At 59.4% G+C, this 24300-nt stretch carries 14 protein-coding genes and 1 pseudogene; 7 read left to right on the top strand and 8 right to left on the bottom strand.

Going from position 1 to position 24300, the window contains the following annotated elements; genetic code table 11:
• Positions 1-36 precede the first annotated feature (36 nt).
• The gene (locus LAP85_12470) at positions 37-432 is read right to left on the bottom strand and encodes an SRPBCC family protein (protein MBZ5497209.1); all 396 of its coding nucleotides are present in this window, start codon (positions 430-432) and stop codon (positions 37-39) included.
• Between the two features lie 413 nt (positions 433-845).
• On the opposite strand from LAP85_12470, the gene LAP85_12465 reads away from it, so the two are divergent.
• Positions 846-2627 (top strand): hypothetical protein, encoded by a 1782-nt coding sequence (locus LAP85_12465; protein MBZ5497208.1) that lies wholly within the window; start codon positions 846-848, stop codon positions 2625-2627.
• A 1948-nt stretch (positions 2628-4575) separates the two neighbouring features.
• On the opposite strand, the gene LAP85_12460 is transcribed toward LAP85_12465, so the two are convergent.
• Positions 4576-5352: a zinc-dependent peptidase gene (locus LAP85_12460; GenBank protein ID MBZ5497207.1), complete on the bottom strand. Its 777-nt coding sequence runs from the start codon at positions 5350-5352 to the stop codon at positions 4576-4578.
• A 222-nt stretch (positions 5353-5574) separates the two neighbouring features.
• Between LAP85_12460 and LAP85_12455 the strand changes: the two genes are divergently transcribed.
• Both LAP85_12455 and LAP85_12450 read left to right on the top strand, forming a co-directional pair.
• Positions 5575-7092: a tetratricopeptide repeat protein gene (locus tag LAP85_12455; protein ID MBZ5497206.1), complete on the top strand. Its 1518-nt coding sequence runs from the start codon at positions 5575-5577 to the stop codon at positions 7090-7092.
• Between the two features lie 11 nt (positions 7093-7103).
• Positions 7104-7211 (top strand): annotated as a pseudogene (locus LAP85_12450) (carboxymuconolactone decarboxylase family protein).
• Between the two features lie 282 nt (positions 7212-7493).
• Here the strand turns inward: LAP85_12450 and LAP85_12445 are convergent.
• The 3 genes from LAP85_12445 to gatE all read right to left on the bottom strand — a co-directional run bounded on the left by LAP85_12445 (position 7494) and on the right by gatE (position 11867).
• Complete coding sequence (locus LAP85_12445) at positions 7494-8162, bottom strand: FAD-dependent oxidoreductase (protein MBZ5497205.1); 669 nt, start codon at positions 8160-8162, stop codon at positions 7494-7496.
• A gap of 346 nt (positions 8163-8508) precedes the next feature.
• The gene (gene gatD, locus LAP85_12440) at positions 8509-9906 is read right to left on the bottom strand and encodes a Glu-tRNA(Gln) amidotransferase subunit GatD (protein ID MBZ5497204.1); all 1398 of its coding nucleotides are present in this window, start codon (positions 9904-9906) and stop codon (positions 8509-8511) included.
• Entirely contained in the window at positions 9903-11867 is a 1965-nt protein-coding gene (gatE, locus tag LAP85_12435; GenBank protein ID MBZ5497203.1) for a Glu-tRNA(Gln) amidotransferase subunit GatE, read from the bottom strand. Before gatE ends, gatD begins: the two co-directional genes overlap by 4 nt.
• 146 nt (positions 11868-12013) lie before the next feature.
• Between gatE and LAP85_12430 the strand changes: the two genes are divergently transcribed.
• Positions 12014-13249 (top strand): PLP-dependent aminotransferase family protein, encoded by a 1236-nt coding sequence (locus tag LAP85_12430; protein ID MBZ5497202.1) that lies wholly within the window; start codon positions 12014-12016, stop codon positions 13247-13249.
• Positions 13250-13292: 43 nt separating this feature from the next.
• The gene (locus LAP85_12425) at positions 13293-14693 is read left to right on the top strand and encodes an aminotransferase class III-fold pyridoxal phosphate-dependent enzyme (protein MBZ5497201.1); all 1401 of its coding nucleotides are present in this window, start codon (positions 13293-13295) and stop codon (positions 14691-14693) included.
• A gap of 165 nt (positions 14694-14858) precedes the next feature.
• Here the strand turns inward: LAP85_12425 and LAP85_12420 are convergent, their stop codons facing one another.
• The 3 genes from LAP85_12420 to LAP85_12410 form a co-directional block, all read right to left on the bottom strand.
• On the bottom strand, positions 14859-16394 hold the full coding sequence (locus LAP85_12420; GenBank protein ID MBZ5497200.1) for an insulinase family protein: 1536 nt from the start codon (positions 16392-16394) through the stop codon (positions 14859-14861).
• The gene (locus LAP85_12415; GenBank protein ID MBZ5497199.1) at positions 16391-17734 is read right to left on the bottom strand and encodes an insulinase family protein; all 1344 of its coding nucleotides are present in this window, start codon (positions 17732-17734) and stop codon (positions 16391-16393) included. The genes LAP85_12420 and LAP85_12415 overlap by 4 nt, the downstream gene beginning before the upstream one ends.
• 116 nt (positions 17735-17850) lie before the next feature.
• Positions 17851-20739 (bottom strand): peptidase, encoded by a 2889-nt coding sequence (locus tag LAP85_12410; GenBank protein MBZ5497198.1) that lies wholly within the window; start codon positions 20737-20739, stop codon positions 17851-17853.
• A gap of 392 nt (positions 20740-21131) precedes the next feature.
• On the opposite strand from LAP85_12410, the gene LAP85_12405 reads away from it, so the two are divergent.
• Together LAP85_12405 and LAP85_12400 are read left to right on the top strand one after the other, a co-directional pair.
• Positions 21132-21818: a metal-dependent hydrolase gene (locus tag LAP85_12405; GenBank protein ID MBZ5497197.1), complete on the top strand. Its 687-nt coding sequence runs from the start codon at positions 21132-21134 to the stop codon at positions 21816-21818.
• Positions 21819-21896: 78 nt separating this feature from the next.
• Positions 21897-24227 carry a S9 family peptidase gene (locus tag LAP85_12400; protein MBZ5497196.1) on the top strand — a complete coding sequence of 777 codons (2331 nt, stop codon included), beginning with the start codon at positions 21897-21899 and terminating at the stop codon, positions 24225-24227.
• Positions 24228-24300: the final 73 nt, after the last annotated feature.

Here is a 24300-nt window from a genome sequence, read left to right as displayed (position 1 = left end):
TCAACAGCTTCTTTTTTACGCCGGTCTTGCGTTCCCTCAGGATTCCATCAGTTCCTTGAGCTTCGCGAGTTCCTTGTCAACGAGAGAGATTTGCTTGTCGAACGCATCCTTTGAAAGCGACGGAGGCTGCGAATATGTTACGGAGAATTCGCTGCCTGCACCGTCGGCGACGACGCGCGCCGCGACCGTCCATTTCACCCCGGAGACAGATATGTCGTAGTCAAGAGTTCCCGAGGCCTCGTCGGGTTTGATGCGGAGCCTGCCAAGGCCCGTGCACGTTTCCAGGGCCCACCATTCGTCGGAGCCCGGCTTGACTGCCACCACATTGGCGATGGCCCATTGGGGCCAGTTGGCGAGATTGGCAACGAACGTGAACACTTTCGAGACAGGTGCGTTGATTGAAATTTTCTTAGTGACGGAACTCGAAACCACCGCATACCTCCTTCATAAAATTTTCCGAACCTAAGTTGCCCATGTTACATTCACTTTCTGATCAGGCCACGAAATCTATGTAGATGAAATTGTAACAAGAAAAGCAGGAAAACGCTCCAGAGTCTTACATTGCCCGGCAGTTCCGGCACGCGTTCCAACCACAGCCATGAGTCATACGGCTCGACATCGCTGGATCCGGAAAATCTCAACGCGGGGTCCGCGGAGCTCACAAAGATCACAGAGAATTGAGGTGTTTTTAAAATTTCCCCCAGCGGTCCTGCCGATGAGGTAAAATTTAATTCCATCGCATGATCAGTCCTGCTGTCCTCAGCCGTATGGGGATTATGGTGATTTTAAACTCGGCATCCCCGACAATGGGTTTCATCATCGAACTACTACGCAGGGCATGAAAGATGAGAAGACCGATCTCCAGGATAGCCCTCCTACTCCTTACTGCATACGCTGCGATGCAATTGGCGGGCCTGTTCGGCGCTTCCCGCTGGCTTAAGTTGAAGTCTACAAACTTTGAACTCCTCACCGCCGGCGACGAAAAAAAGGGGCGAAACCTCATCCTTCACTTTGAGAGGGTAAGGAGCTTCTTTGTCTCGACCATGCCCACCCTGCAGGGAACGCTTTTCCCGGTTCGCATCGTCGGTTTCGACTCGGACAAAGAGTACGACGACTATCGCCCGAACGAATCCGCCACGGCCTTCTATGCAGGAGGATCCAATGGCGACTACATCGTGATGAAGGACGTATCTGCCTCCGGGTACCCTGTGGCAATTCACGAATATGTGCACCTGCTCGTCAGGCACACCGGGCTGAACTGGCCACTCTGGTATAAGGAAGGACTCGCGGACTTGTTCTCGAACCTGAAGCCTGTCGGCGATGAGGTCGAGATCGGCGACATGATCGCCGACCGCTACGACCTTCTGAAGCGGCAGCCGTTACTTGACCTCGCGGTCATCATGGGGGCAGATCGCGAATCGCCCCTTTACGATGAAAAGAATAAAGCCGCAATGTTCTATGCGGAAAGCTGGGCCCTGGTGCACATGCTGAACCTATCGGAACTTTACCAGCCGCACCTCAATGACCTAAAGAAAATGCTCCCGGCCGGCGCCAGTCCTGCTGAGCTCTTTGGCAGGGTCTATGCCAAGACCCCGGCACAGGTGCAAAGGGACCTCGAGACTTACCTGCGCAGAACCGCATTCAATGCCGTGCGCTTCTCCATAAGACTGGAGAAGTCGGTCGAAACCCCCGATGTCGCGCCGGCAACCGACCTGGAGGTCCAGGTGGCACTGGCGAATGTGTCCATGGACATCGAGAAGGGCAGCCGCGCACGGCAAATCCTGGAGGGGTTGAGCCTGCAATATCCCGACCGCTGGGAAGTGGAGGAGGCTCTCGGCTACGTTAACTGGTATGCCGGCAAGAGAGAGGAGGCTCGAGTCCATCTCGGACGGGCTGTACAACTGGGGACAACGAATGCCGGTACCTACCTGGATTATGCGGGTCTCATGAGAGATACCGGCGCCTCCGGCTCGACTCTGATGCCAATTGTCGAAAAAGCACTCCAGCTTCGGCCGGAAAGCCGCGATGCTCATCTGACCCTGGCGTCACTATTCTTGGACGAAGGCATGTTCAGTCAGGCGCTCTCGCACCTGATCGCCATCAGAGGCACCGTCAGGGCAGACGATGCCCATCGCATGTTCCGCCTGCTGGCCTACACATACCTTGGCCTTGGTGAGATCGACAACGCTACAAAATCCGCGGAAGGTGCCCGAACCTATGCCCGCACCAAGTCGGAGGTAGCCGAAACCCAGAGTCTTTTCCGTTCCTTGGCCGAACGACAACGGGACGCCACCCCACCGAAGCCCGCACCCGCATTGCCGCCCGCCTCCACGGTGTTCACCCCGCTCCCAGCGGATCCCGAGCCGCAGGTCCTGCAAATCAAAGGCCGGTTGCGGCGCTTCGACTGTCTCGACAAGAAGGCGCGCCTGATCATTGAGGCCGACGGCAAGCAGGTAGCGCTCTTGATCCTCGATCCCGCGCGCGTCACCATCAAGGGTCAGAAGGGAGTCACGGTCGCGTTCGATTGCGGGCCGCAACCCGGCACGCCCGTTGTCGTTACATATATTCCAAAACCGGATGCGCAATCCGGTACGGTAGGCCAGGTTGTCATCATCGATTTTCCATAAGATCCGCTTATGAGGAAGCGTCTCAGCCCATTGAATATGCTGGGCTTGCTCCTGGCATGTGTGACGCTGCAGTCGCCGGAGTTGTCTGGCGCCTCCCGGTGGCTCAGATTGAGATCTTCAAACTTCGATCTTCTCACCTCTGCCGGCGAGAAAAAGGGCCGGAATCTCGTCCTCCACTTCGAACGCGTAAGGAGTTTTTTCGTCGCTTCCATGGGATCCGTAGAAGTGCCGTCTTTTCCAGTGCGCATTATAGGCTTCAATTCTGACAGGGAATTCGAGCCGTTCCAGCCGAATGAAGCCGCCGCCGCTTTCTTTGCGGGAGGACTCAACGGCGACTACATCGTGATGAAGGATGCATCCCCCGACTACTACCCGATGGCGATCCACGAATATGTGCACCTGCTCACCCGCTATTCGGGGCTCCGCGCGCCACCCTGGTGGCAGGAGGGACTTGCCGAGCTGTACTCCACGCTGAGAGCCGCCGGCGACAAGGTGGAAGTCGGCACGGTCCTCCGAGGGCGCTTCAACCGCTTGAAGAAGGAGCCGCTGCTCGATCTCGCAGTACTCTTGAGAGCCGGCCACGATTCACCTCTCTACAACGATAAGGACAAGGCCGAGCTGTTCTATGCGGAGAGCTGGGCACTCGTCCACATGCTGCTCGTTTCGGAAGAGTACGGCCCTCGATCCGACGACTTTTTGAAAATGCTGGCGACTGAGGCAGATCCGGCAGATGTTTTCAACAAGGTCTACGGCAAGACCCTCCCGCAGGTGCAAAAGGATCTCGCGTCATATCTGCACAGAGGCGCATTCAACAGCGTGCTCTTTTCGGTAAAGCTCGGGAAATCCAAGGAACCCCTGGTGGTCGCTCCTGCAACCGATCTGGAAGTGCAAGTGGCACTGGCGAACGTATCTTTGGCCATGGGAAAGAGCATCCAGGCTCGCCAAATACTGGAACGGTTAAGCCGTGTCTATCCTGACAGCCGGGAGGTTGATGAATCTCTCGGCTATGTCTACTGGCTGGCCGCCAGCCATGAAGAAGCCCGGCGCCATTTCAGGCGCGCGGTGGAAAAAGGCACTACCAACGCCAAGACCTATCTCGATTATGCGGGACTCCTCGGAGAAACCGGTGTCGCGAATTCGACCCTGATCCCCCTTTTGGAAAAGGCGCTTGAGCTGCAGCCGACAAACCGGCAAGCCAATCTGAAACTGGCATCCCTATACTTGAGCGATCGCAGGTACGAAATGGCCGTGGCACGCCTTCGCAAACTCAGAGCCGCAGGCATAGCGGAAACCTTTCAGGCATCCTGCCTGTTGGCTTACGCGTATCTCGGTCTCGGTGAAATCGGCGCGGCAAAAAAATCCGTAGAAGATGCGCGAACGTGTGCCCGCACGCCGTCGGAGGTGTCCGAAGTGGAGCGCCTGTCACGTTCGGTGACAGATCAGCAACAGATCGCCGCCCAACCGAAGCCTGAGCCTGCATACCGGCCCTCTAAGACTGCGGAAACTCCGCCCCTCCAGGGCAGTCCGAAATCAGTGCCTGCGTCAGAGGAGGCGCAGCCTCAGGCTGATCGTGCAGCACCGGATCTGCAAATCAGGGGTCAACTGCGACGCATCGACTGTCTCGATAGAAAGCTGCGCTTGATCCTCGATGCCGGCCATAAGCAGGTGGCATTCCTGATCGTCGATCCAACGCGCGTTATCATTAAAGGCAGCAAACAGGCGACGGTTGTATTTTATTGCGGCCCGCAGCCGGACTTGCCTGTCGTTGTTACCTATATCCCGAAGCCGAATGCACAATTCGGCACGGCAGGCCAGATCGTCAGCATCGAGTTTCTGAAGCCGGACACAGCCCTCAAGACCTGTGCCGCGATAGTTTTGGAGGATCAAAAGCGGAACGCAGGCGGTGTCATAATCCGGCCCGTCCTGTGTAACGAGGAGGCGCCGGGCGTCAGACCGCATGCGCCATACGAAGTGCCGGGTCCTGTTGATAGTACAACTTCAGCTGATCGTACAGCTCCGGGTGCTGTGCTCTCACCTCAACCGGCCGTTCAAAGAAGAATTCCGTGGCCACAGCGAAGAACTCCGCGGGACTGACGGCGCCGTAGGCGTCCAGAAGTGCCGGCTGGCCGCGTTCCACGCTGTCGCAAAGCGCCCGGTATTCGGCGCCGAAAACGCGAGCCCAGTCGGTATACATCGAACTCTCCGGCAGCAGAGGAGCTCCCTCGGGGGCCCCGGATTCGTTGTCCAGTTGATGCGCAAATTCGTGGTACACCACATTGCGGCCGTCGTGAATGTCGGCAGCGCCGCGCAGAACATCATTCCACGAAAGCACGACATATCCCTGCATCCAGGACTCGCCAAGACGTCCCTGCCAACCTTCGACAACGGTCCCATCCGGCTGCGGGGCGGTCACATTGGCGACGTAGGCACCGGGGTAGACGAGCACTGACCGTAATTTGGGATAGATGTCGGTCTCGCGGCCGAGTAACAGGATGCAGCCTTGCGCGGCGACGGTCACTCGGATTTCATCGGTGAGTTCGAGGCCGCCGCAGCCCTCGAAACGCTTCTCTGCGAGAAAGACCTGGGTCAACCCCTGAAGCTCACGCTGCTGCTTCCCCGGCAGGAGCCGATAGTAGGGCACATTCCTTTCCATCACCGCCAGCCAAGCGGGCGGCAGCGGCTTTTTCAATAGCCGCTGTCGATGCCACTTCTTGAATCCGAACATCGGGATCTCACCGGTCGCAAGTGAAAAGCCACAGAATAAAAAGCTGCCACAAGTTCACCGATTGCACTAAGTATTTTTCGATTTCTCCTGACCGTCGTCGGTGCTAGCCTGTGCTGTGCCCTCGGGAAACTCCGCGGCATGTTTTGGGTTTTTCGTTGACTCAATCATATATTTAGTACTATTATTTTAGCATATTGTCCGGATTATAAAGTCGGGAGGATCATGAAGCGCCTGGCCTGTTGGATTCTGTCTCTGGTATTGACACTCGCCGTGCTTGCTTGCCACAAGAGACCGCAAGCCATCACCGCACCCATCGGCCCCCCTGTTCCCGAAGCGCTGATCCAGGAGTACGTCTCCCAGGGAGACGATCTGTTCCAGGCAATGCACCTCTATGCCTGGCGCAGGGCCGAAGCAGCCTACACGAAGGCTTACGGCCTCGCAGCCCGGCAGGAGATTCGCGACAAACTCGCTCTGGTCAAGCTTCTCCGCATGACCCGAGAGATCGACGAGGACATTGCCTGCCCGGGCTTGAAGGAAGATGTCCGCTTCATCTGCCAGGATCCGCTCGACGCTCGCGGGCAGGCTCTTTGCGATCTGGCCAGGGGTTACGCTTTGGGCCCGATGGCCGCGGCGGAGCAAATGAAACGAGTCGACCCCGCCGTCCTTCAAGTGGAAACCTCGCCCCTGGACGCCTATTTCTTTGCGCTCCATACCAGAACGTTCGGCCTGGACGCCAAAGATGACAGCGTTAGAAAACAGTTATTTGAGAAGTACAAAGACTCGCCACTATTCATGTATCTGAATATCGGCCCCCTATCTTCCCGTGTGACCCAGCAGTTTCCCGATTTTGCAGAGGCTTGGGAATTCTCCGCCGAAATGAACTTTCAACGGAACCTCATCAAGTCTGCCAGAACCGGCTTTTCCAAGGCACTCACTCTGATTCCCGATTACACCCGGTCGATCAATGGCCTAGCCAACATCTACTTCTTCACACTGGAAGATTACCCGAACGCCCTCAAGACTTACGAAAGCGCGCTCAAGTGGGATCCCCAGAACACGGCGGCTCTCTTCGGCCAGGGAGCGGCGCTGCATCACCTGGATAGATACGAAGATTCCAATGCCGCAATGGACCGGATGCTCGCAAGCGATCTCAGCCGCAACGGACGGGTCACCTCAAACAGCGTCCAGTATTATCGCGGCGAAGCGAATTACTATAAGGCTTACAACTATCACATGATGCAGGATCCCGTGCGGGCTCGGGAACTCATCGAAGTGGCCAAGCGTGATCTGCCCCAAGCCGAGGAGATCAATTACCTGTCGGGTCTCCTCTACTATAATGCCGGTCAACTGGATGCCGCCAAAGCGGATTTTGAAAAGGCGATCAGAACGGGGAAAAACTGCTACGCCTACCATTACCTTGGTCTGATCGAGTTCAAGAGGGGCGGGCCCACCGCAGCCGCCCAGTTCCTCACCTGCAGTACCTGCCTCGAAAGAGGCCTGCGCGCGTTGAAGGAGAACATCCGATCCCTCTCAGGCCTTGACGTCGAGCCGAGCGAGAAAGAGGCTCTTCAGCTGAGGATGGAAATGAAACTTGTCGAGTACAGGGATTCCTCGGCCGACCTGATCGGGCGCATGATCGGATTGATCCGGGATGCAACGATTGATGCCGACTGGAAGCAGATCTTCATGAACTCGATGAACGATCTCCTGGCCAAAGTGCAGGCAATCAGCGCGAAATGAATCCTCAGAAGGAACTGGTCGACCTCACTCTGGCGATCCTGGCCATCAACACCTGGAATCGCCTCGCCATCGGCTTCCGCGAAGAGGTGGGGACTTACCAGCCCAGGAAACGCGAGTAGCGCCAGGGTGGTGCCGATTCGCTGGAGCAGGCGAAGGAGGTTTCAGCTTCTTCCCCATGATCATGCGTTCCCTCCTCCTGCCGGATTCAATTACCGTCCGTACCGGCCTGGCCCGGATCATTCATGAAAATGCGATCAAAAGAAACTTTGGACGCGGAAAAACGCTGACAGACGCTGACCGTTCGGTCTTGGTGGGCGTGCAGGAGGTCCTGCCAGCGTCTGTCCGCGTCCAATTTTGTTGCCTTTCACCGGCGTCCGGTTCTGCTTCACGAATAATTTGGGCTAGTAGCCGGAAAATTCCTCCGTGCGTATATCGTCATCGTCGATCCCCGTGCGATTGAGCAACTGCCGCATCCCCGACACCATCCCGGCCGGCCCGGTGATGTAATAGATCGCTGATCCCAGGTTCTTCAGATACTTGTTGAGCAGGTCCTGATCGATCCGGCCTGTCTCTCCCTGCCAGGGACGCCGGGAATTTGCCATTTCCGTCATAGTCGGAACGAATGTGAAGTTCGGATTCTCCCGCTCCAACATCCTGATGTCATCCAAAAACGGAGCATCTTCAGGTCGCCGGTTGGCATAAAAAAGAAAAAGCCGGTGCGGCAGCCGCTCCCGTGCGGCGCGCACCAGGATGCTTCTCAACGGTGTGATGCCTATGCCGCCGGACAAAAAGACCGCCGGGCGTGACACATTATTGTGCAGCACGAGATCGCCGAACGGCCCCTCGATCCTGACCTGCGTGTTGAGGGCGAGATCACGCAGGACGCGTTTAAATGCGGTGTCGCGCAGGCGGGTTGCGACCATGATCGCAGGCTCGCTCGGGGCGCTGGCAATCGAGAACTCCCTCGTGTCCCCCTCCGCGTCGGTTTCCGGAGGATCGATCAACGTGACGTCGATGAATTGGCCTGCCTTGAAAGTCCAGGTGGGCGGCTTCTCAAACCAAAAGGCCATGGAGCGATCGGCAACTTCAGCACGTTTTGCCAGTTTCGCCATGAAGACCGGTGCATTTTCAGCTGCGCTCATTTTCGATACCTCCCCACAGGTTTTTCCCTGCTGAACCATAGAGTGTTCCGGCTGCAAAGAGGTTACAGCACATTTTGAATCCGGGATGCATTTCCGGAGTGTGATTTGGGTGGAACAACAAACAAATTGCTATTGTATGAAGCCAATTATAATCAGCATATTTAAAGTATTACATTAGCAAAAAAGAGGCGAGGTGAAGCTTCAAACATTAGTTCGGGGATCTCTTTCGCTTCTACGGCCCATTGCGTCCTCACGTTATTGGTGGCAGGGCGAGTTATTTCCAGTGGGACTGGATGTATTCCTCGGTCTCGGGGAGTCCGCCCTGCATGATCAGGTAGCCGTTATGGGGTTCCCGCTCGGTGATTTCATGGTTGATCGGGAGGCGCATCAGGCGCGTCACCTCTTCGTGATCATCCGTGTGGCCGAGCACCCAGGAAAGCTTCATGAGGGCGGTTTCGGGGAGCATGTTGTCGAGCGGAACAATTCCCAGATCGAGCAGATCGCGCCCGGTGTCGTAGACATACATCTGGGCATAGCCCCAGAGTGTCTGGACGGTCATCACCACGTGAACACCCGCGGCAACCGCGCGTTTGAGTGCGGGGTAGAGTGGCTTGTTGACATGGCCGAGTCCGGTGCCCGCAATGACGATCCCGCGGTAGCCTTTTTCGACCAGCGCGTCCACGAGGTCGGGATTCATCCCCGGATAGTAGTAAAGAATGGTGGTGCGGTCGTTATAGGCCGGATCGATCTTCACTTTCCGGCTGCGATCTCGTTTTGCGTAGTCATTGTTGATATAGGTAAAGCTATCGCGGCTGACAATCGCAAGGGGGATGTCGCCGATCGTGCGAAATGTGTTCCGATAGGAACTATGCATCTTGCGTGTGCGCGTGCCCCGGTGAAGCAAGCCGTAGCGGTCGGAGGTCGGGCCGAACATGCAGATCTGCACCTCGGCAATGTCGCCGTAGGCCGCGGAGCGCACGGAGTGGATCAGGTTGAGGGCGGCGTCAGAGGATGGGCGGTCGCTTGATCGTTGGCTGCCGACGATGACGATGGGCACCGGAGAGTTCTGCACCATGAACGACAGGATCGCAGCGGTGTGCCCCATGGTGTCTGTGCCGTGACCGATCACGATGCCGTCGACGCCGGCTTCGATTTCCGAGCCGATCGCCCGTGCCAGCACGACGTACTGTTCCATAGCCATGTTCTCGGAGAAAACGCCGAACAGCTTCTTCGTGGTCAGGTTGCAGATGTCGGCGAGTTCGGGTACGGCTCCGTACAATTCTCCCGGCGTGAAGGCGGGGATCACGGCACCGGTGCGGTAGTCGAGCCTCGATGCGATTGTGCCTCCGGTGCCCAGAAGAGTCACTCGAGGCAGGGCCGGATTGACCGGGAACGCCTTTTCGGGAATCTTGTAGATTGCCTCCTTGTACCCGAGTTCCACCGCAGCGGCCACACGTTCGAAGTGCACGCCCACGTTATACCCGTTCTTCATCTTGATCACGATGTGCTCATCGTCCAGTGTCTCGCTGCGAGGCAGGATCACGCCCTCGAAGATGCTGCCGGCGTCGTTCGTCAGACGCACTTCGCTCCAGACGCGCAGCCCGAGGGCGGCGAGCCTGGCGCGGGCTCTCCCCCTGTACCCTTTGAGTTCGTCCCGCGTCTCTGCGCTCATTGAATTTCCTCCATCCTGCTTCGCAGTGCCGCGGCGACTTCGCGCGCGGGTACCCGGCCCAGCAGACCGGACATCATCCGCCCCATCGCAAGGCGGCGCACTAACTCCGAATCTTTGCGGTAGGCGGCCTGAGCCGACTCGGCGACACGCTGCAGCAGGCTCGCGCGCCAGTCTTCCGGCGTCTGATTGAACCCGTGTTTCTCCAGGATCCCAGGCAGGCTTTCGCCGGGGGTTTCCGCCATGCGCCGCACCAGGATGTCCCTGGCCTCGAACAGCACCGGGCGGGCGACCAGCGCCCGGAAGAACTCGCACCAGCGTTCCGCCGGAATCTGGTGGACGGCAATGCCCGCCCGCCGCAAACCTACGAGCCGCTCGCCGAAAAGGAAACATGCCTGTCGCAGGTCGGCGCCGCACTCCGCGACGACGCGATCGACCATCGCCGCGCCGCCCCGGCGAATCAGGAAGTGGGTGGTCGCGGCCGGCACTCCTACGGCAGCATAGCGTGTCTCGCGCTGCCAGGGCTTCTCGGCCAGGTTCGCCTGCAGCCGTGATACGCGTTCGCGGGTGACTCGCGTCGGCGGGCTGTCGGTGTCCGGATACATGCGGTCCGGTCCGGGCAGAATACGTTCGAAATCCGTACTGCCGTCCTCGAACGGCTGGCGCGTTTCATTGGGTACGCCCGCAGTGGCGTCGGCATAGCGGAGGCGAATCTCGTCGGCCGCGGTACGGCAGTCCTCCTCCGGTCCCCAGACCACGACGATCGCATCCTCGGTTTCACAGTGCAGCCGGGATCGCACCCGGCGCAACTCCTGGAGTGCTCCCCGGTAATCCGGCCATTTTTCCCCGCTCAACAGGATGGGAGGCTGATCCAATCCGGAGATCACGCGTACGCGCCCGGCCAGTTCGTGGGCAAAGGTGAGGTCCGGCTGTGACGGCCAGGAGAGAGTTCCTGTCAGGCCCTTCAGCCGCACAGCCTGGACAACGAATGCTCCCACGCCCAGCTCGAAGCCGGTCCGCCGTTTTTGCTCTTTCACCCACTGCTCCCAAGCCTCGCGGCGGAGAGGCTGGTACTCGGAATTGGCAAACAGATCCGTCACGTCCGCAGAATCCACTGCGATCGTTCCGGGTGCGGTGCAGCCGCGCCGGTGTAATTCTTCCCGCAGCCTGAGCATGTTGACCTGGCGAACCGCTTCGCCGTGAACCAGCCTTGGCGCCCATCCTGCCTTGGGCACTCCCTTGATCTCGACCCGGCGTCCGCCGCGCACCGACACGTTGACATCCTGGCGACTGGCGCCGAGGCCGACGCGAACGTGCGCGGTCGAACGGCACACGCGGCCGACGAGCAGGATCGCCTCTTCCACTTCCTCCGGTGTGTGCAGGTCCGGGCCGGTGACAGTCTCGATCAGAGGCATTCCCAGCCGGTCCGTACGCCAGACAATGAGGTGGCCCTGATCCGAGACCTCGCGACAGGAATCCTCTTCGACGCTGACCTGGATGATGGAGATTTCCCGCCCCCGGAACGGCAATCGCCCGTTGACGCCCACGATCGCGGTACGCTGGAACCCGGTCGGAATGGAGCCATCCAGGTACTGCTTGCGGGCGATATGCACTTCGTCCACAATGTCGCAGCCCAGCATCAGACATTGCTCAATCGCGATATCCACAGCCTGCTGATTGACCAGGAAAGGGGGCGTGTCATCCATCTCGTAGGTGCAGACGTTCCGCTGGTGCAAGAGGTAGATGATGTTCTTCTTGGTCTTGAATTCCATCAGCGCCGTGCCGTCATACTCCCCCAACTCGGACAGTGTGGGGCGCATGTGACGCAGTACCACGCCGTCGTGCGTGTCGGTGTACAGGCCCGCCGGGCAGTGACAGAACATCTTGCGCTCGGTCATCAGCTGTTGATGCACTTCCAGGCCGGCAATGAGGCCGACTTCCGCGTAGTCAATCTTCTGATCCACGTCTCGCTCCCTCGGGGAAGAGGCTGATCATACCTTAGCGCGTCATCTTGTCAAGGACTCCTAACCCCTGACTCCTGCGGTTGTTGCTTTTCGCGTCAAAACCAATAGAATAGCCGGATATCGGAGGACTGAACCAGGAGGTACAAATGTCTCTGCAGCTGGCAAAACGCATGAACGGGTTGAAAGCTTCAGACGTGAGGGAGATGCTGAAGATCACGCAGCGCAGCGAAATCATCTCATTCGCCGGAGGATTGCCGGCACCTGAACTGCTTCCCGTCAAGGAGCTGGAAGAGGCAACCCGGAGAGTTCTCGAAGAACAGGGTCCGCAGGCACTCCAGTACTCGACCTCGGAAGGGTATCTGCCGCTGCGCGAGAGGATCGCCCAGAGGATGCGCTCCAAATACGGCATTCGCGCAACGGCGGACGAAGTGCTGATCACGACCGGCTCGCAGCAGGCTTTGGATCTGACAGGAAAGCTATTTCTCGACGAAGGTGACACAGTTCTGTGCGAGAGCCCGACCTACGTCGGGGCCATGTCCGCGCTCCAGGTGTTCAATCCGCGCTGGGTGGAGGTGCCCACGGATGAGGAAGGAATGGATGTCGATGCACTGGAGAGGCGGCTGGAGAACTGCGACCGGATCAAGCTGATCTATGTCGTTCCCAATTTCCAGAATCCGACCGGGACGACATGGTCGCTGGAACGCCGGCGGCGTTTCTCCGAAGTCGTAATGAAGTATTCGGTCGCCGTCGTGGAGGACAACACCTACGGCGAGCTTCGTTTTGAAGGATTGCCCCTGCCTCCGATCAAGTCGTTCGACACGAAAGGGTACGTCGTCTACATCTCGACCTTCTCCAAGATCCTGAGCCCGGGCATGCGCATCGGATGGCTCACTGCGAGCAGCCCGCTTTATGAGAAATATGTGATCCTCAAACAAGGGAGTGATCTCCACACTTCGACCCTGTGCCAGATGCAGATCGCCGCATATCTGGAGATGTTCGACATTGACACGAGTCTCGCTCGCATGCGCTCCGTCTATCGCGAGCGCCGGGACGCCATGATTCAAGCGCTGGAGAGAGAGATGCCCAAGGGTGTGCGCTTTTCACGCCCTTCAGGAGGCTTGTTTGTCTGGGTTGAGCTGCCGCCCCATCTGGACGCGAGAGAGCTCTTGCGCCGTGCCCTGGAGCGTGACGTCGCCTTTGTCCCGGGCGGGGGATTCTATCCCAAGGGGAACAAGGAGAATACCATGCGGCTCACCTACTCAAACATGCCCGTAGCCCGCATCGAAGAGGGCATCCGCCGCCTGGCGGCTGCCGTGAAAGAAATGCTGGGCGCGGACGCATACCGTGAGCGCTCCGAGGCTTCGAGCCGTTCAAATCTGTAAATTCTGATCACGATGCAGTCCACCGGCACATCAGGAGGAATCGATGGGGAGTGGGGACCACACGAATCTGTTGGCGAACCTGCGGGAAGCCTACGCGAGCTTCTCGCCCAAATCCGGCGCGATCGATGAGATGGCAAGGAGGCACCTCGTGGATGGAGGCAGCCATCAGCTCCGCCTCATGCAGCCCTTTGCACCTCGCATTGTTTCTGCCCGGGGAGCTCACATCCGGGACGAGGATGGCCACAATATCCTGGATTTTTGGCAGGGTCACCTGGGCAATGTGCTGGGCCACAATCCGCCGGTTGTGACTGATGTTCTGGCACGTGCCTTTGCCGACGGCTTCGGCCTGCAGACCGGATTCACCGACCTTCTGCAGGTGGAAACGGCCGAGCTCCTCTGCCGGCAGACCGGCGCCGAGCGCGTGCGCTTCACCACCAGCGGATCGCTCGCAACCATGTACGCCATCATGCTCGCCCGCTCCTTCACAGGTCGAACCATGGTGCTCAAGATCGGTGGCGGCTGGCATGGCGGACAGCCCTGGGGGCTGAAAGGCGTGAGTTTCCATGAGGAGAACGGCAAGGGATTCATGAAGCTCGACAGCGAAGGGCTTTCCTCCTCCGTGGCCGGAGAGGTGGCGATCACGGGCTTCAACGATACCGAGGGGCTGCAAGAGAGCTTCCGCAGGTACGGTGACCGGCTGGCTTGCTTCATCGTCGAGCCGTTCATCGGCGCCGGTGGGCTCATGCCCGCCACACGCGAGTTTCTCCACACCGCCCGCGAGCTGACGCTGAACCGGGGAGCCCTGCTCATTTTTGATGAGGTTATTTGCGGTTTTCGCTTTCGCGCCGGAAATCTGGGAGCTCTGTACGGGATTGCACCGGATTTGAGTGTCTTCGGCAAGATCATCGGCGGCGGTATGCCGGTGGCAGCTGTTGCGGGCCGCGCCGATGTCATGGGGCTGGCAGGACGTTCGGGCGGTGGACGAGTCAAGTTTTCCGGGGGCACATTCTCAGCTCATCCGGCGTCGATGCTCGCAGCCAAGACCATGCTGGAGTACCTGATCAAGCACGAAGCAGAAATCTATCCACGCCTCGCGATCCTCGGCGAGAAGATGCGCCGGGCATTGGAGACCGCCTGCCGGAATGAGGGATTTTATGCGCGCTGCAGCGGCTCCGGCAACGACGCGGTCCCCGGCAGTTCATTGGGTTACCTGCACTTCCCCTACCGGGAAGATACTGTCCTGGACAGGCCCGAAAAGTTGTTTGACCCCTCGATATGCGACGCCGAATTGAGCGCGCACGTGCTTCCGCTCGCACTGCTGCTCGAGAACGTCTACTTCGTACACGGCCATGGCGCAGTCTCCACAGCACACACGGATGAGGACATGGCTTTCCTGGAGCTTGCCTGCCAGCGCGCAGCACGCAGAATCAGGACTGGCAGGTAAAAACCTCACGGGCAGATAGCACGGCGCGGGAAGGCGGTCGCACCCGGCGCCAGAGGCCACGAAACACACGAATCACCCGAAAGGGATTCTCTCGTGTTTCGTGGCTGCCAATCTGGCTGCGCCACAATGCTGTGTTGCGTTCTGCCCGCCGGGATCCATTCTCCGTCACTTCTCGAAGACGTCGTTGATGTTGATGATTGCAATGTTTTCCGGTTTTACCGGGATCGGGAAGGCGGCGATGATCTTGTCCTCATCGAGCACTTCCTGGGGTTGTTTGCCGGCATAGGTGATGTTCGTAGGTGCTCCCGCCAGAAGCTTCTTCTTCATACTCTCCGCGTCCTGGGTGATGAATACCACCCACATGTTCCTGGACTGCAGGTGCCTCTTGATGGAAGCATTCACCTTCTCCAGCGTCAGAGCATCGAGTCCCTGAGGCGTGGAGGCCAGGAAGCCCGGGTCGGGGATGCCGTAGAAAGCATCATCGATTCGGTACTCGAGGCGGCGCCCGACCGTGTTTCCGAAGTTGACGTAATAGTTCTTGAGATATCCGCGCTGGGTGTCGAACGCCTCCGATGTCATGCCGTTATCCACCAGCCTGGCCACCTCGCGCAACGCGGCCCGGAAGGCAAACAACGAGCGGTCGTGCAGGGTGCCGGGCGCCGTCGCCGCGATCGGCCGGATCCATACCTCGAAGATTTGCGACCGGCGGCAGACGTTGGTCGGCGGCACTTGAGTGGCGTACCCTTGAGGGTAGGCCTCGATGTAGGAGTAATCGCCGTAGTTCATGCCGCGCTTCTCCCGGATCACCTGATAGAGATGACTCACGGAGGTCCTGTGTTCGCCCATCCATGAGTTGGCGAGCATCATGGCGTAGAAATCCGGATCTGAGCGCTGCAGCGGGATCGGGAAGCCGAAGGAGATGGGCGTGGAAATCACGTTTTTCTCGACGATCAGGATCTTGACCCCGTCGCCGGCAGCGGGTGACGGCTTCTGCGCGGGCGCAACCTTGCCGGCCGGCAAAGTGTCGAAGTCAGTACGCACCCGGGCGGCAAAATCTTCGGGATAGCCGCCGCCGACGCCGACTACCACGTTGTCGCGAGTGTAGTACCTTGCGTAAAAGGCCTTCACATCGTCAAGGGTGATGGACTCGACAGATGTGACGTACCCTTCCTCGGGGTGCTCATAGGGTGTGCCCTTGAAGATCTGCCAGTACAGCAGTTCCTTGCTCAGTTCCTCGTCATTGGAGAAACGCCGGGCTTGTTTGAGGTAGCTGACAGTCTGAGTCTTGATGCGCTTGAAATCCTCTTCCTTGAAGGCGGGAGAGAGTAGTGCATTCTTAAAGAGGCTGTAGTAGGTCTCCAGGTTGTCCCGGTGAATCCGGCCGCTGAAGGCAGTCATTTCCTTGTCAACATTATAGTCATATCCCGCGGCCATGGGATACAGCTTGGCAAGGATTTGCTCGTAGCTGTCCTGCCGGGTCGAGCTCTCCGACAACAGGTTTGCCGTGAGCGAAGCCAGCCCTTCCTTGCCTTGTGGATCATTTTGAGAGCCGGCCTTCACCCAGATGTTGAAGGCAACAAAAGGGGAGCCAGGTTCGCTGAGAGTGACAATCCCCTCCGGGGCTTTCGCCCTCTCGGGTCCTGCGCAGCCGAGAGTCATACAGCAGCAGACAAGCGCTGTGGAAATAACGATCTTTTTCATTGGGCACCTCCCTTGGCGGGCAGCAGGATTACGGTGGTCCGGCCGTTTTCGACCAGGAACCTGTTGGCAGCTGCTTTGATGTCCTCCGCGGTGATCGCTTCGAGTGTCCTATAATAATCTTCCACGGCTTCGATGCCGCCGGTAAAGACAACGAAGTTTCTAAGCGCGAAATCAATACCCTGGGGAGTCTCGAGCCGCATGAGAAAACCGTATTTCATGCTGCTCTTGGTGTCGGCCAGCAGCTTCGAGTCGCAAGGTTCGGCACGGAACTTCTCGACGGTCTTGCGGATCTCATCTTTGATCATCGGCAGGTCCTGCGGGTTGGTTACCATGGTCGTGATGGTAAGAAGGTTCGGGTCGCGGCTCAGGTTGAATCCGCCCGAAAGGGATTGCACTTTCTGATCCTGAATGACCAATTTTCTGTAGATATCCGAGTTGGGTCCAAAGGCGACCATTCCAAGGACTTCCGTGGCGACCGCCAGCTTATCGTGCGCGCTCCAGGCCGGTCCCTTAAAGGCGACCGTCAGGATCGGAAGGCTGCGGCCGGGAAATTCCACCGTGGCTTCGCGAGGAGTCTTTTGCGCGGGTTCGGGTTTGATCTCAGGCTTCACATAGCCCGGTTTCCACGCCGAGTAATATTTTGTGATCAGCTGTTCGGCGTGATTCACATCGAAGTCCCCCGCCAGCAGCAGCACGCAGTTTTCCGGCCGGTAATAGCGCTGGTGGAAGCTGATGCTGTACTGGTAACCCTCGGGCATGTTGCGGACATCTTTTTCAAAGCCGATGGTGAGGTGCTTGTAAGTGTGAGCGTCAAACGCGGTGTCCATCAGCTTCTCCATCAGGTAGAGCATCGGATTGGAGCGCCCCTGGCTGAATTCTCCCAGTATCGCGCCGGCTTCCGTACGGAAAATCGGCTCGGTGTACTTGAGATTCATGAAGCGGTCCGATTCGAGATCGATGATCTGCTCGAGCGAGCTGCTGGCAGCCAGCAGGTAGTACTGGGTGACATCGATGTTCGTCGAGGCGTTGCGCGCGGCGCCGATGCGGGTCGTGATGGCATCATAGTTGGGATACTTGTCCGTACCGCGGAACATGATGTGCTCAAAAAAGTGAGCAAACCCGGTCTTGCCCGGCTCCCATTCCTCGCGCGCACCCGTGCGTACCACCGTGACATATGCGATCTGTCCCGGCGCGCCGGCTTTGATGAGATAGGCCTTAAAACCGTTGGGAAGCGTTACCAGTTTGTAGTCGAAGGGGAATATCTTTCCTCCCTGCGGCGGCCCGGCCATGGAAGCAGCGGCCAGACTGACGATAAGAATGACAATCAGGAAGATCCTCATTGAGTGTGTTCCTCCCTGGTAGAAAGCAGGAATAACATCTTCATAAAAACATCAACGCAGAGTTCGCCGGGAATGCACTTCTCTCTGCGACCTCTGCGTTGAGATTCTGGAATCCGTTATCGGCCCGCTGCGGCGGCTCCCAGCTTCACCGGTGTCGCGCCTGCGAGGTACATGCTGTTGAAGAGGAACTTGAAAGCGCCGTGCGGCTGCGCGCGGAACGTGATCTCGGGCCCAATCAACACAACCCTGCCCTTGCCCATGGGCGCTTCGAGCGCAGCAACGCCGCCTTCGAGGTAGAACTGCCCCCAGGCCCAGCCGCTCCTCAGAGGCGTCGCGCTGGAGAACCAAGCCAGCGGGCGGACGCCTTTCAGCACTGCGTCGGGATCGAGACGGAACACGGGGCTGTTGTCAAAGAAGACATCCACCTTCTCGGACAAGCCGTAGGCGATGGGATTAGTGTTGTCGACGCTGACCTGGAGGACGGATCCGGGCACGAAGTACTTCGCCGCCGGGAGCCCTTGCTCCGTGCCGTTCGGGAGTTTCTCCGCGAGCGCGTCCGAGACCGGCAGGTTTAGCTGATGTCCGATATTGCTCGCAGAGCCGATGGCAACCAGCGTCCCTCCGTCTTCCACGAACTTCCGCAACTGCGGCAACGTAGTGGCGACGGTCATCGAGCCGATGCGATTTTGGTATTCAGGCGGGACATTGGCAGCGCCGCCGCGGCCTCCGCCACCGCCTCCGCCTCCCCGGCCTCCGCCCCCACTCATCCCTGCCCCATCGGGCAGGATGATGACATCGTACTTGCTGATGAGATTTCCGGCATCGAGGGCCGGGGCGAAAACCAGCTCGTAAGGAGTATCAGGAAATCCCTGCTCGAACATGTACCGGATCCAGCCGGAAGGCATCGACCCGCCGTAGGTGTCATACAAGCCGACGCGCAGCGGCTTCAACTTCAGCGCGTCCGCAGCGGGCGCGGTCGAAGTTGCCTCGAAGCCCAGGCCGATGTCGGCGGCCAGCTTCTCTATAGCGGCGCGCGTCGTGGTCCTGGCCGGAATATAGATAGTGCCGACTGGATATGTCTTGCCGTTTGCAGAGAAGGGCGATTTCAGCCAATACACCTCTTCCCCGGTCTTCAGCAGACGGGTCGTGCCCACGAACGCGTCGTTAACCTGGTGGCTCAACAGGTAGCCTGCTGCAGTTCCTCCCGCCGTCAATTTGAAGGCAGGGGCCTTGATCAAGGCCGGGATTTTCTCAAAGGGCCCGTCAAAGCCTTCGAGAATGCGGTCAAATTGCACTCCCATCTGGAAGGCGAGAGTCCAGCCGGTGATATCGTAAGGCCGCGTGGGCGGCCCGCCGGGATAGGGAATATCGTCGGGATGATCCTGGGGTTCGAACATGTCGAGCAGGTGCGGGCGGAAAGCCTGGGCGGTCTTGATGACATAGGAACCCGCCGGGTAGGTTTTCCCGGCAACCTGAAACGAACTCGTCGCCCGGTGGATCACGACCCCTGTTTTGATGAGGATGTTCATGAACTTCGTCGCGGTCAGGAAATCGGGCTGGTCGGAGGGCACGATGTAGCCCCTGGGATCTCTCCGGGCCGGATCATGCAATACCGCGTTCAGGTACTTGATGTCGGTGCCGCCCCGGCCGAAGCTCGGGGCCGCGCCTCCCCCGCCTGCTGCTCCGCCCGGGCCTGCGCCCCGGCCGCCTCTGCCTCCCGCCGCCGGCTGCGCGCCCTGCTGCGCCCCTTGATCCCTGGCAACCGCCTCCTGGAGCGCAGTCAGGCGCTTCGGGGTGATTGTCCAGGAATCCTGGCTGCCGCGCTGGATCGAGTTCCTCCCCATGACGTAAATCCGGTAGAGGAAGTCCTCGCGCAGCTTCGAGGCGATGTCAAGGATCGCGCGGTCTGCGGTGAGCAGGTAGTCAATCGACTGGCGCTGGTGCCACTCCTGAGGCATGATCGGGAAAGGTTGGTTGCCGTCGGGAACGAAGCGCGAGGGCACGAAGGGAATGTTCGAGGGCGTCGGGTTGCCGATGATCTCCGTCAGAATGCCGATCTGGTTGTGGAATCCGGTGGCTGTGCGCACGCCGCCGTTGAACCAGGTCGAGTAGGAAGCAGCCTTGCGCATCACGGCGCCGGGCTTCCCTTCGGCGATGAATCGGTTGTGCATCGCGGCGCCCACGAGGTCGATGCCGATCGGGACCAATGGATCGTGGTTGTAGTTGAAGGGATCACGGAACGGAGCGCAAAACAAGACCGATCCGGCCGGGCCGCTCTGGTGCTGGTTGTACATTATCTGCGGAATCCACTCGATGTACATCTGGCGCGAGATGGCCTCGGTCTCCGAGAGATTCACCATGAACGAGTCGCGGTTGTCGTCGTGGCCGGCATACTTGCTGTAGAGGACGGGGAGCCCACCCGTGGAGCGCCGCTTCGGATCCGCTTCCCGCATGTACCAGTTCGAGACAAGTTCCATGCCATCCGGATTGACCGGTACAAGCAACAGGATGTCGTCGTTCAGGATCCGCATGGTCTCCGGATCCGACTGGCTGACCATCTGGTAGGCAAACACGAACAGATGCTGCGCGGGGACGCACTCGGTCGCATGAAGACCGCCGTCGATCCAGACTACGGACTTGCCCTCGGCAGCCAACTTCCGGGCTTCATCGTCGGTCAGTCCTTCGGCCCGCGCCAGCCGCTGGGAGATATCCTTGTAGCGGTCGAGCTTTTTAAGGTTTGCCGGCGAGGTAATGATCGCCATGATCATGGTCCTGCCCTCGGAAGTCTTGCCGATCTCGACCACTTTCATCCGGTCGGATTCCTTCGCGAGCTTGCCCCAGTACTCGACAAGCTGGGTATAGTTTCCTAGAAAATAATCATCGCCGGCGGTGTATTGGCCGAATTTGGGCGGCGAAATCGCGGCCTGGGCGAAGAGGCTGCTCGTAGCCGCCAGTGACAAAGCCAGTATCAAGACCAGCGCCAGTCCATTCCTTCTCGTGCTCATGATAACTGTGTCTCCTTCCCGGAACCTGGATGACAATGATTCGCCTGCAGTGCGTCAGATGAGGAAACGCACCGCCACGGCCCGTCGGTAGTGTGAGCAACTATTTATCTCGGAGCGCATCGGAAAGGCAAGCGAAAACGGGAGACTTAGAGGGCGACGGCACGATGCCGCTTTGAACGCCGCGCCCGGGCGGCATCATGCCGGCTCTCCCCGAGCGCCCGGTCGGATTGCATTTGCTGGTTCAGTTCCGGGAAACACGCGCCCAGTCCGACACGCCGACCTGTACTGATGCGCGGAGCCGTTTCCTGTAGAATCTGGTCGAATGGAGGGTTTGATTTGGCAGTTTCCCCGGCCGGCTCCTGGACTATAATCGGCCCAAGGAGGAATCGAATATGTTGACGTTGCGCTATCACGGGCATGATTGCTGGGAGTTCGACGATGGGAGCCATCGCGTGCTGATCGACCCGTTCTTGAGCGGCAATCCGCTTGCCGACGTAAAGGCCGATGCCTTCACAAAACTGGACGCCATCATCGTGACTCACGGTCACGGGGATCACATCGGGGACGCTGTGGCGATCACCAAGTGCAGCGGAGCGCTGATCGTGTCGAATTACGAGATTGTCAACTACCTCGGAAACCTGGGCTGCCAGGGACACCCACTTCATATCGGAGGCGGCCACCAGTTCCCGTTCGGGCATGTCAAACTGACGATCGCGCACCACGGCTCTACCGGTCCCAACGGCGAAGCGCTCGGCAACCCGGCCGGCGTGGTGCTGACCATGGGGGGGAAGAAGGTCTATCACGCGGGAGACACGGGGCTCTTCCTGGACATGCAGCTGATCGGGGATGCGTGGGGTCCGCTCGACGCCGCTCTTCTGCCCATCGGCGACAACTTTACGATGGGCATTGACGACGCCGTGCGCGCCACCGCCTTTCTCAAGGCCAGGATTAACATACCGATGCACTACGGCACCTTCGATGTAATCAAGGCCGACCCGCAGGAGTTTGTACGCAAGGTCGAGGCCGCCGGCCGCAGGGCCGCCCTGGTCAAACCCGGCAGCGAATACAGGATCGACTGAGATTCAGGGAATGTGGGCCGGGCGTTTGCCTATCGATGATATACTACCCGATCTTAACTGCCCTGAGAGGAGACCGTAATGAAAGATCGTAGACCCAGCGCCCGCATCGCAGGCATCCTCATCGCCATCGCCCTACTCGCCGCCGTCACCTTCGGCCTGGCGCAGGATCGACTTCGCGGCATGCCCGGGTACGACCAGTACACCAAAATGCAGCCCCTTATCGGCGCAGCCATCGTGTCGGGTGACGTTAGTGTGACCTGGACGAACGACGGCAAAGCGTTCACCTACACGCACGCCGGCAAGGCATACCAGTTTGATCTCGCAACCATGAAGGCTACGGAAACGGGAGATGCTCCGGCGCCGGCGGCAGGCGGCGGAGCCGGGCGGGGCGGAAGGGGCGCGCCGCCGGCAGGGCAGGGTCAGCAAACCCAAGGCCAGACACCGCCGGCACGCGGCGGCGGCATGCAGCAGGCGCAGTCGGAGATGCCATTGACTCCAGTCGAGGGATGTCCCTCGATGGCGGCGGCGCGCGGTCGCCAGGCTTTCTGCGTGGTCTCGCCGGACGGCAAGCTAAAGGCATTCTACCGCAACCGCAACATGTGGGTCGCCAATTTCGACGGCACCGGGGAGAAGGCAGTGACCACCGATGGCAGCGAAAAGGAACGCATCAAGTACGGCACCGGAAGCTGGGTATACGGCGAGGAGTTGGGACAGACGACGGCCATCTGGTGGGCTCCCGACAGCAAGAAGGTGGGATTCTATCGGTTCGATGAAAGCCAGGTGAAGGACTTCTACCTGCAGATGAACCAGACGGCCGTGCAGGACACGATGGACGTCGAGGCCTATCCGAAACCGGGCGCACCCAATCCGATTGCCGACATCCTGGTCTACGATACCGCGGCCGGCCAGGTCACCAAAATCGACGTCCGCAACGGCAGGCCTTTCACGGATGACTCGATCGGCCACTACGCATATAACGTGCGTTGGTCTCCCGACGGCACCGAGCTGTTCATGAACCGCACCAACCGGCGGCAGCAGATCATGGAGTTCATCGCCTGCAATCCGTCCACCGGCTCCTGCCGGGTGATCGTGCGCGAGGAGTGGCCGACGGGATGGACCGAGAACACACCGACCATGCAGTACTTAAAGGATAACCGCCGCTTCATCTGGGCTTCGGAACGCTACGGCTGGCGCAACTATTACCTGTACGATCTCAGCGGCAAACTGCTGGCGACTCTGACTAACCACACCGGTTTCGAGGCCGGCAATATCGTCAAGGTCGACGAGGCGGCCAACGTCATGTTCTACCTGGCGCGCGACGGCGACAACCCTATGAAGATGCAGCTCCACCGCGTCGGCCTCGACGGCAGGGGCGACGTCCGGTTGACAGATCCCCAGTTTAACCACAGCATCGGCAACTGCAACCAGGGCGCAGGACGAGGCCGCGGCGGCGGCGCACCGGGCGGGCCCGGAGGAGGAGGCGGCGGCTGCGGCATCTCCGCGGACAACAATTTTGTCGTCGACGTCTACCAGACCCACGATCAGCCCCCGGCGACGCAGCTGCTCGACGCCGGCGGGAAGATTCTGGCGCAGGTGGCCAAGCCCGACCTGTCCAAGTTCGACCAGCTGGGCCTCAAGAAGGCGGAGATGTTCACCTACAACGCGGCCGACGGCAAGACGACGCTGTACGGGATGATCTCGTTCCCGTCCAACTTCGATCCGGGCAAGAAATATCCGACGCTCGTGCCGGTGTACGGCGGCCCGGACTCGGGCAGCAATGTACCGAGCGAAAACTTCGTCAGGCCGAACGCGACGGCGGAGTATGGATTCCTGATTGTCAACCTGTCGTCGCGCGCCGCGCCGGGGATGGGCAAACGGACGCTGGATTCCATCTACCTGAAACTGGGCGTCACCGAGATGGACGACATGGCCGAGGGCATTAAGGCGCTCTGGAGCCGGCCGTACTTCGATAAGACGCGCGTCGGCATCTACGGCACGTCCTATGGCGGCTACACCGCGGCCTTGGAGATCCTGCGGCACCCGGACGTTTTCACGGCCGCCTCGGCTTCATCGCCACCCACGTCATGGTACAACTATGACTCGATCTATACCGAGCGGTACATGTGGATCCCGCAGGAGAACAAGCAGGGCTACGAGGCGGGCAACGCCATGAATTTCGCGAAGGACCTGCGGGGACGGCTGCTGCTCTATTACGGAACGGCAGACAACAACGTGCACCCGACTAACTCGATGCAGCTCATCCGCGCCCTGCAGCAGGCCGGAAAGAGCTTCGAAGTGCAAGTGGGTCCGGACCAAGGTCACAGCGGCGTGAACACCCAGCACATGATGGAGTTCTTCATCGAGAACCTCGTCATGCATCCGGAACTGCTGATGGCGCCGCAGAAGTAGCGGCCGCGCGCCGCCTCTCCCCCGGCAACCCCGAAATGCACGGTGCGGAATATCCGCAGCCTAAAGCCTCAAC

It is taken from the genome of Terriglobia bacterium, assembly GCA_020072565.1.
In the GTDB taxonomy this organism is placed as follows: domain Bacteria; phylum Acidobacteriota; class UBA6911; order UBA6911; family UBA6911; genus JAFNAG01.
Note: the sequence above shows the minus strand (reverse complement) of the source record. Positions and strands in the feature narration are given on the sequence as shown.

Excerpts from the sequence above, each read along its gene's own strand:
- LAP85_12465 (MBZ5497208.1), top strand. The coding sequence starts at position 846 with ATGAGAAGACCGATCTCCAGGATAGCCCTCCTACTCCTTACTGCATAC.
- LAP85_12460 (MBZ5497207.1), bottom strand. The coding sequence starts at position 5,352 with ATGTTCGGATTCAAGAAGTGGCATCGACAGCGGCTATTGAAAAAGCCG.
- LAP85_12455 (MBZ5497206.1), top strand. The coding sequence starts at position 5,575 with ATGAAGCGCCTGGCCTGTTGGATTCTGTCTCTGGTATTGACACTCGCC.
- LAP85_12445 (MBZ5497205.1), bottom strand. The coding sequence starts at position 8,162 with ATGGCCTTTTGGTTTGAGAAGCCGCCCACCTGGACTTTCAAGGCAGGC.
- gatD (MBZ5497204.1), bottom strand. The coding sequence starts at position 9,906 with ATGAGCGCAGAGACGCGGGACGAACTCAAAGGGTACAGGGGGAGAGCC.
- LAP85_12430 (MBZ5497202.1), top strand. The coding sequence starts at position 12,014 with ATGTCTCTGCAGCTGGCAAAACGCATGAACGGGTTGAAAGCTTCAGAC.
- LAP85_12425 (MBZ5497201.1), top strand. The coding sequence starts at position 13,293 with ATGGGGAGTGGGGACCACACGAATCTGTTGGCGAACCTGCGGGAAGCC.
- LAP85_12420 (MBZ5497200.1), bottom strand. The coding sequence starts at position 16,394 with ATGAAAAAGATCGTTATTTCCACAGCGCTTGTCTGCTGCTGTATGACT.
- LAP85_12415 (MBZ5497199.1), bottom strand. The coding sequence starts at position 17,734 with ATGAGGATCTTCCTGATTGTCATTCTTATCGTCAGTCTGGCCGCTGCT.
- LAP85_12410 (MBZ5497198.1), bottom strand. The coding sequence starts at position 20,739 with ATGAGCACGAGAAGGAATGGACTGGCGCTGGTCTTGATACTGGCTTTG.
- LAP85_12405 (MBZ5497197.1), top strand. The coding sequence starts at position 21,132 with ATGTTGACGTTGCGCTATCACGGGCATGATTGCTGGGAGTTCGACGAT.
- LAP85_12400 (MBZ5497196.1), top strand. The coding sequence starts at position 21,897 with ATGAAAGATCGTAGACCCAGCGCCCGCATCGCAGGCATCCTCATCGCC.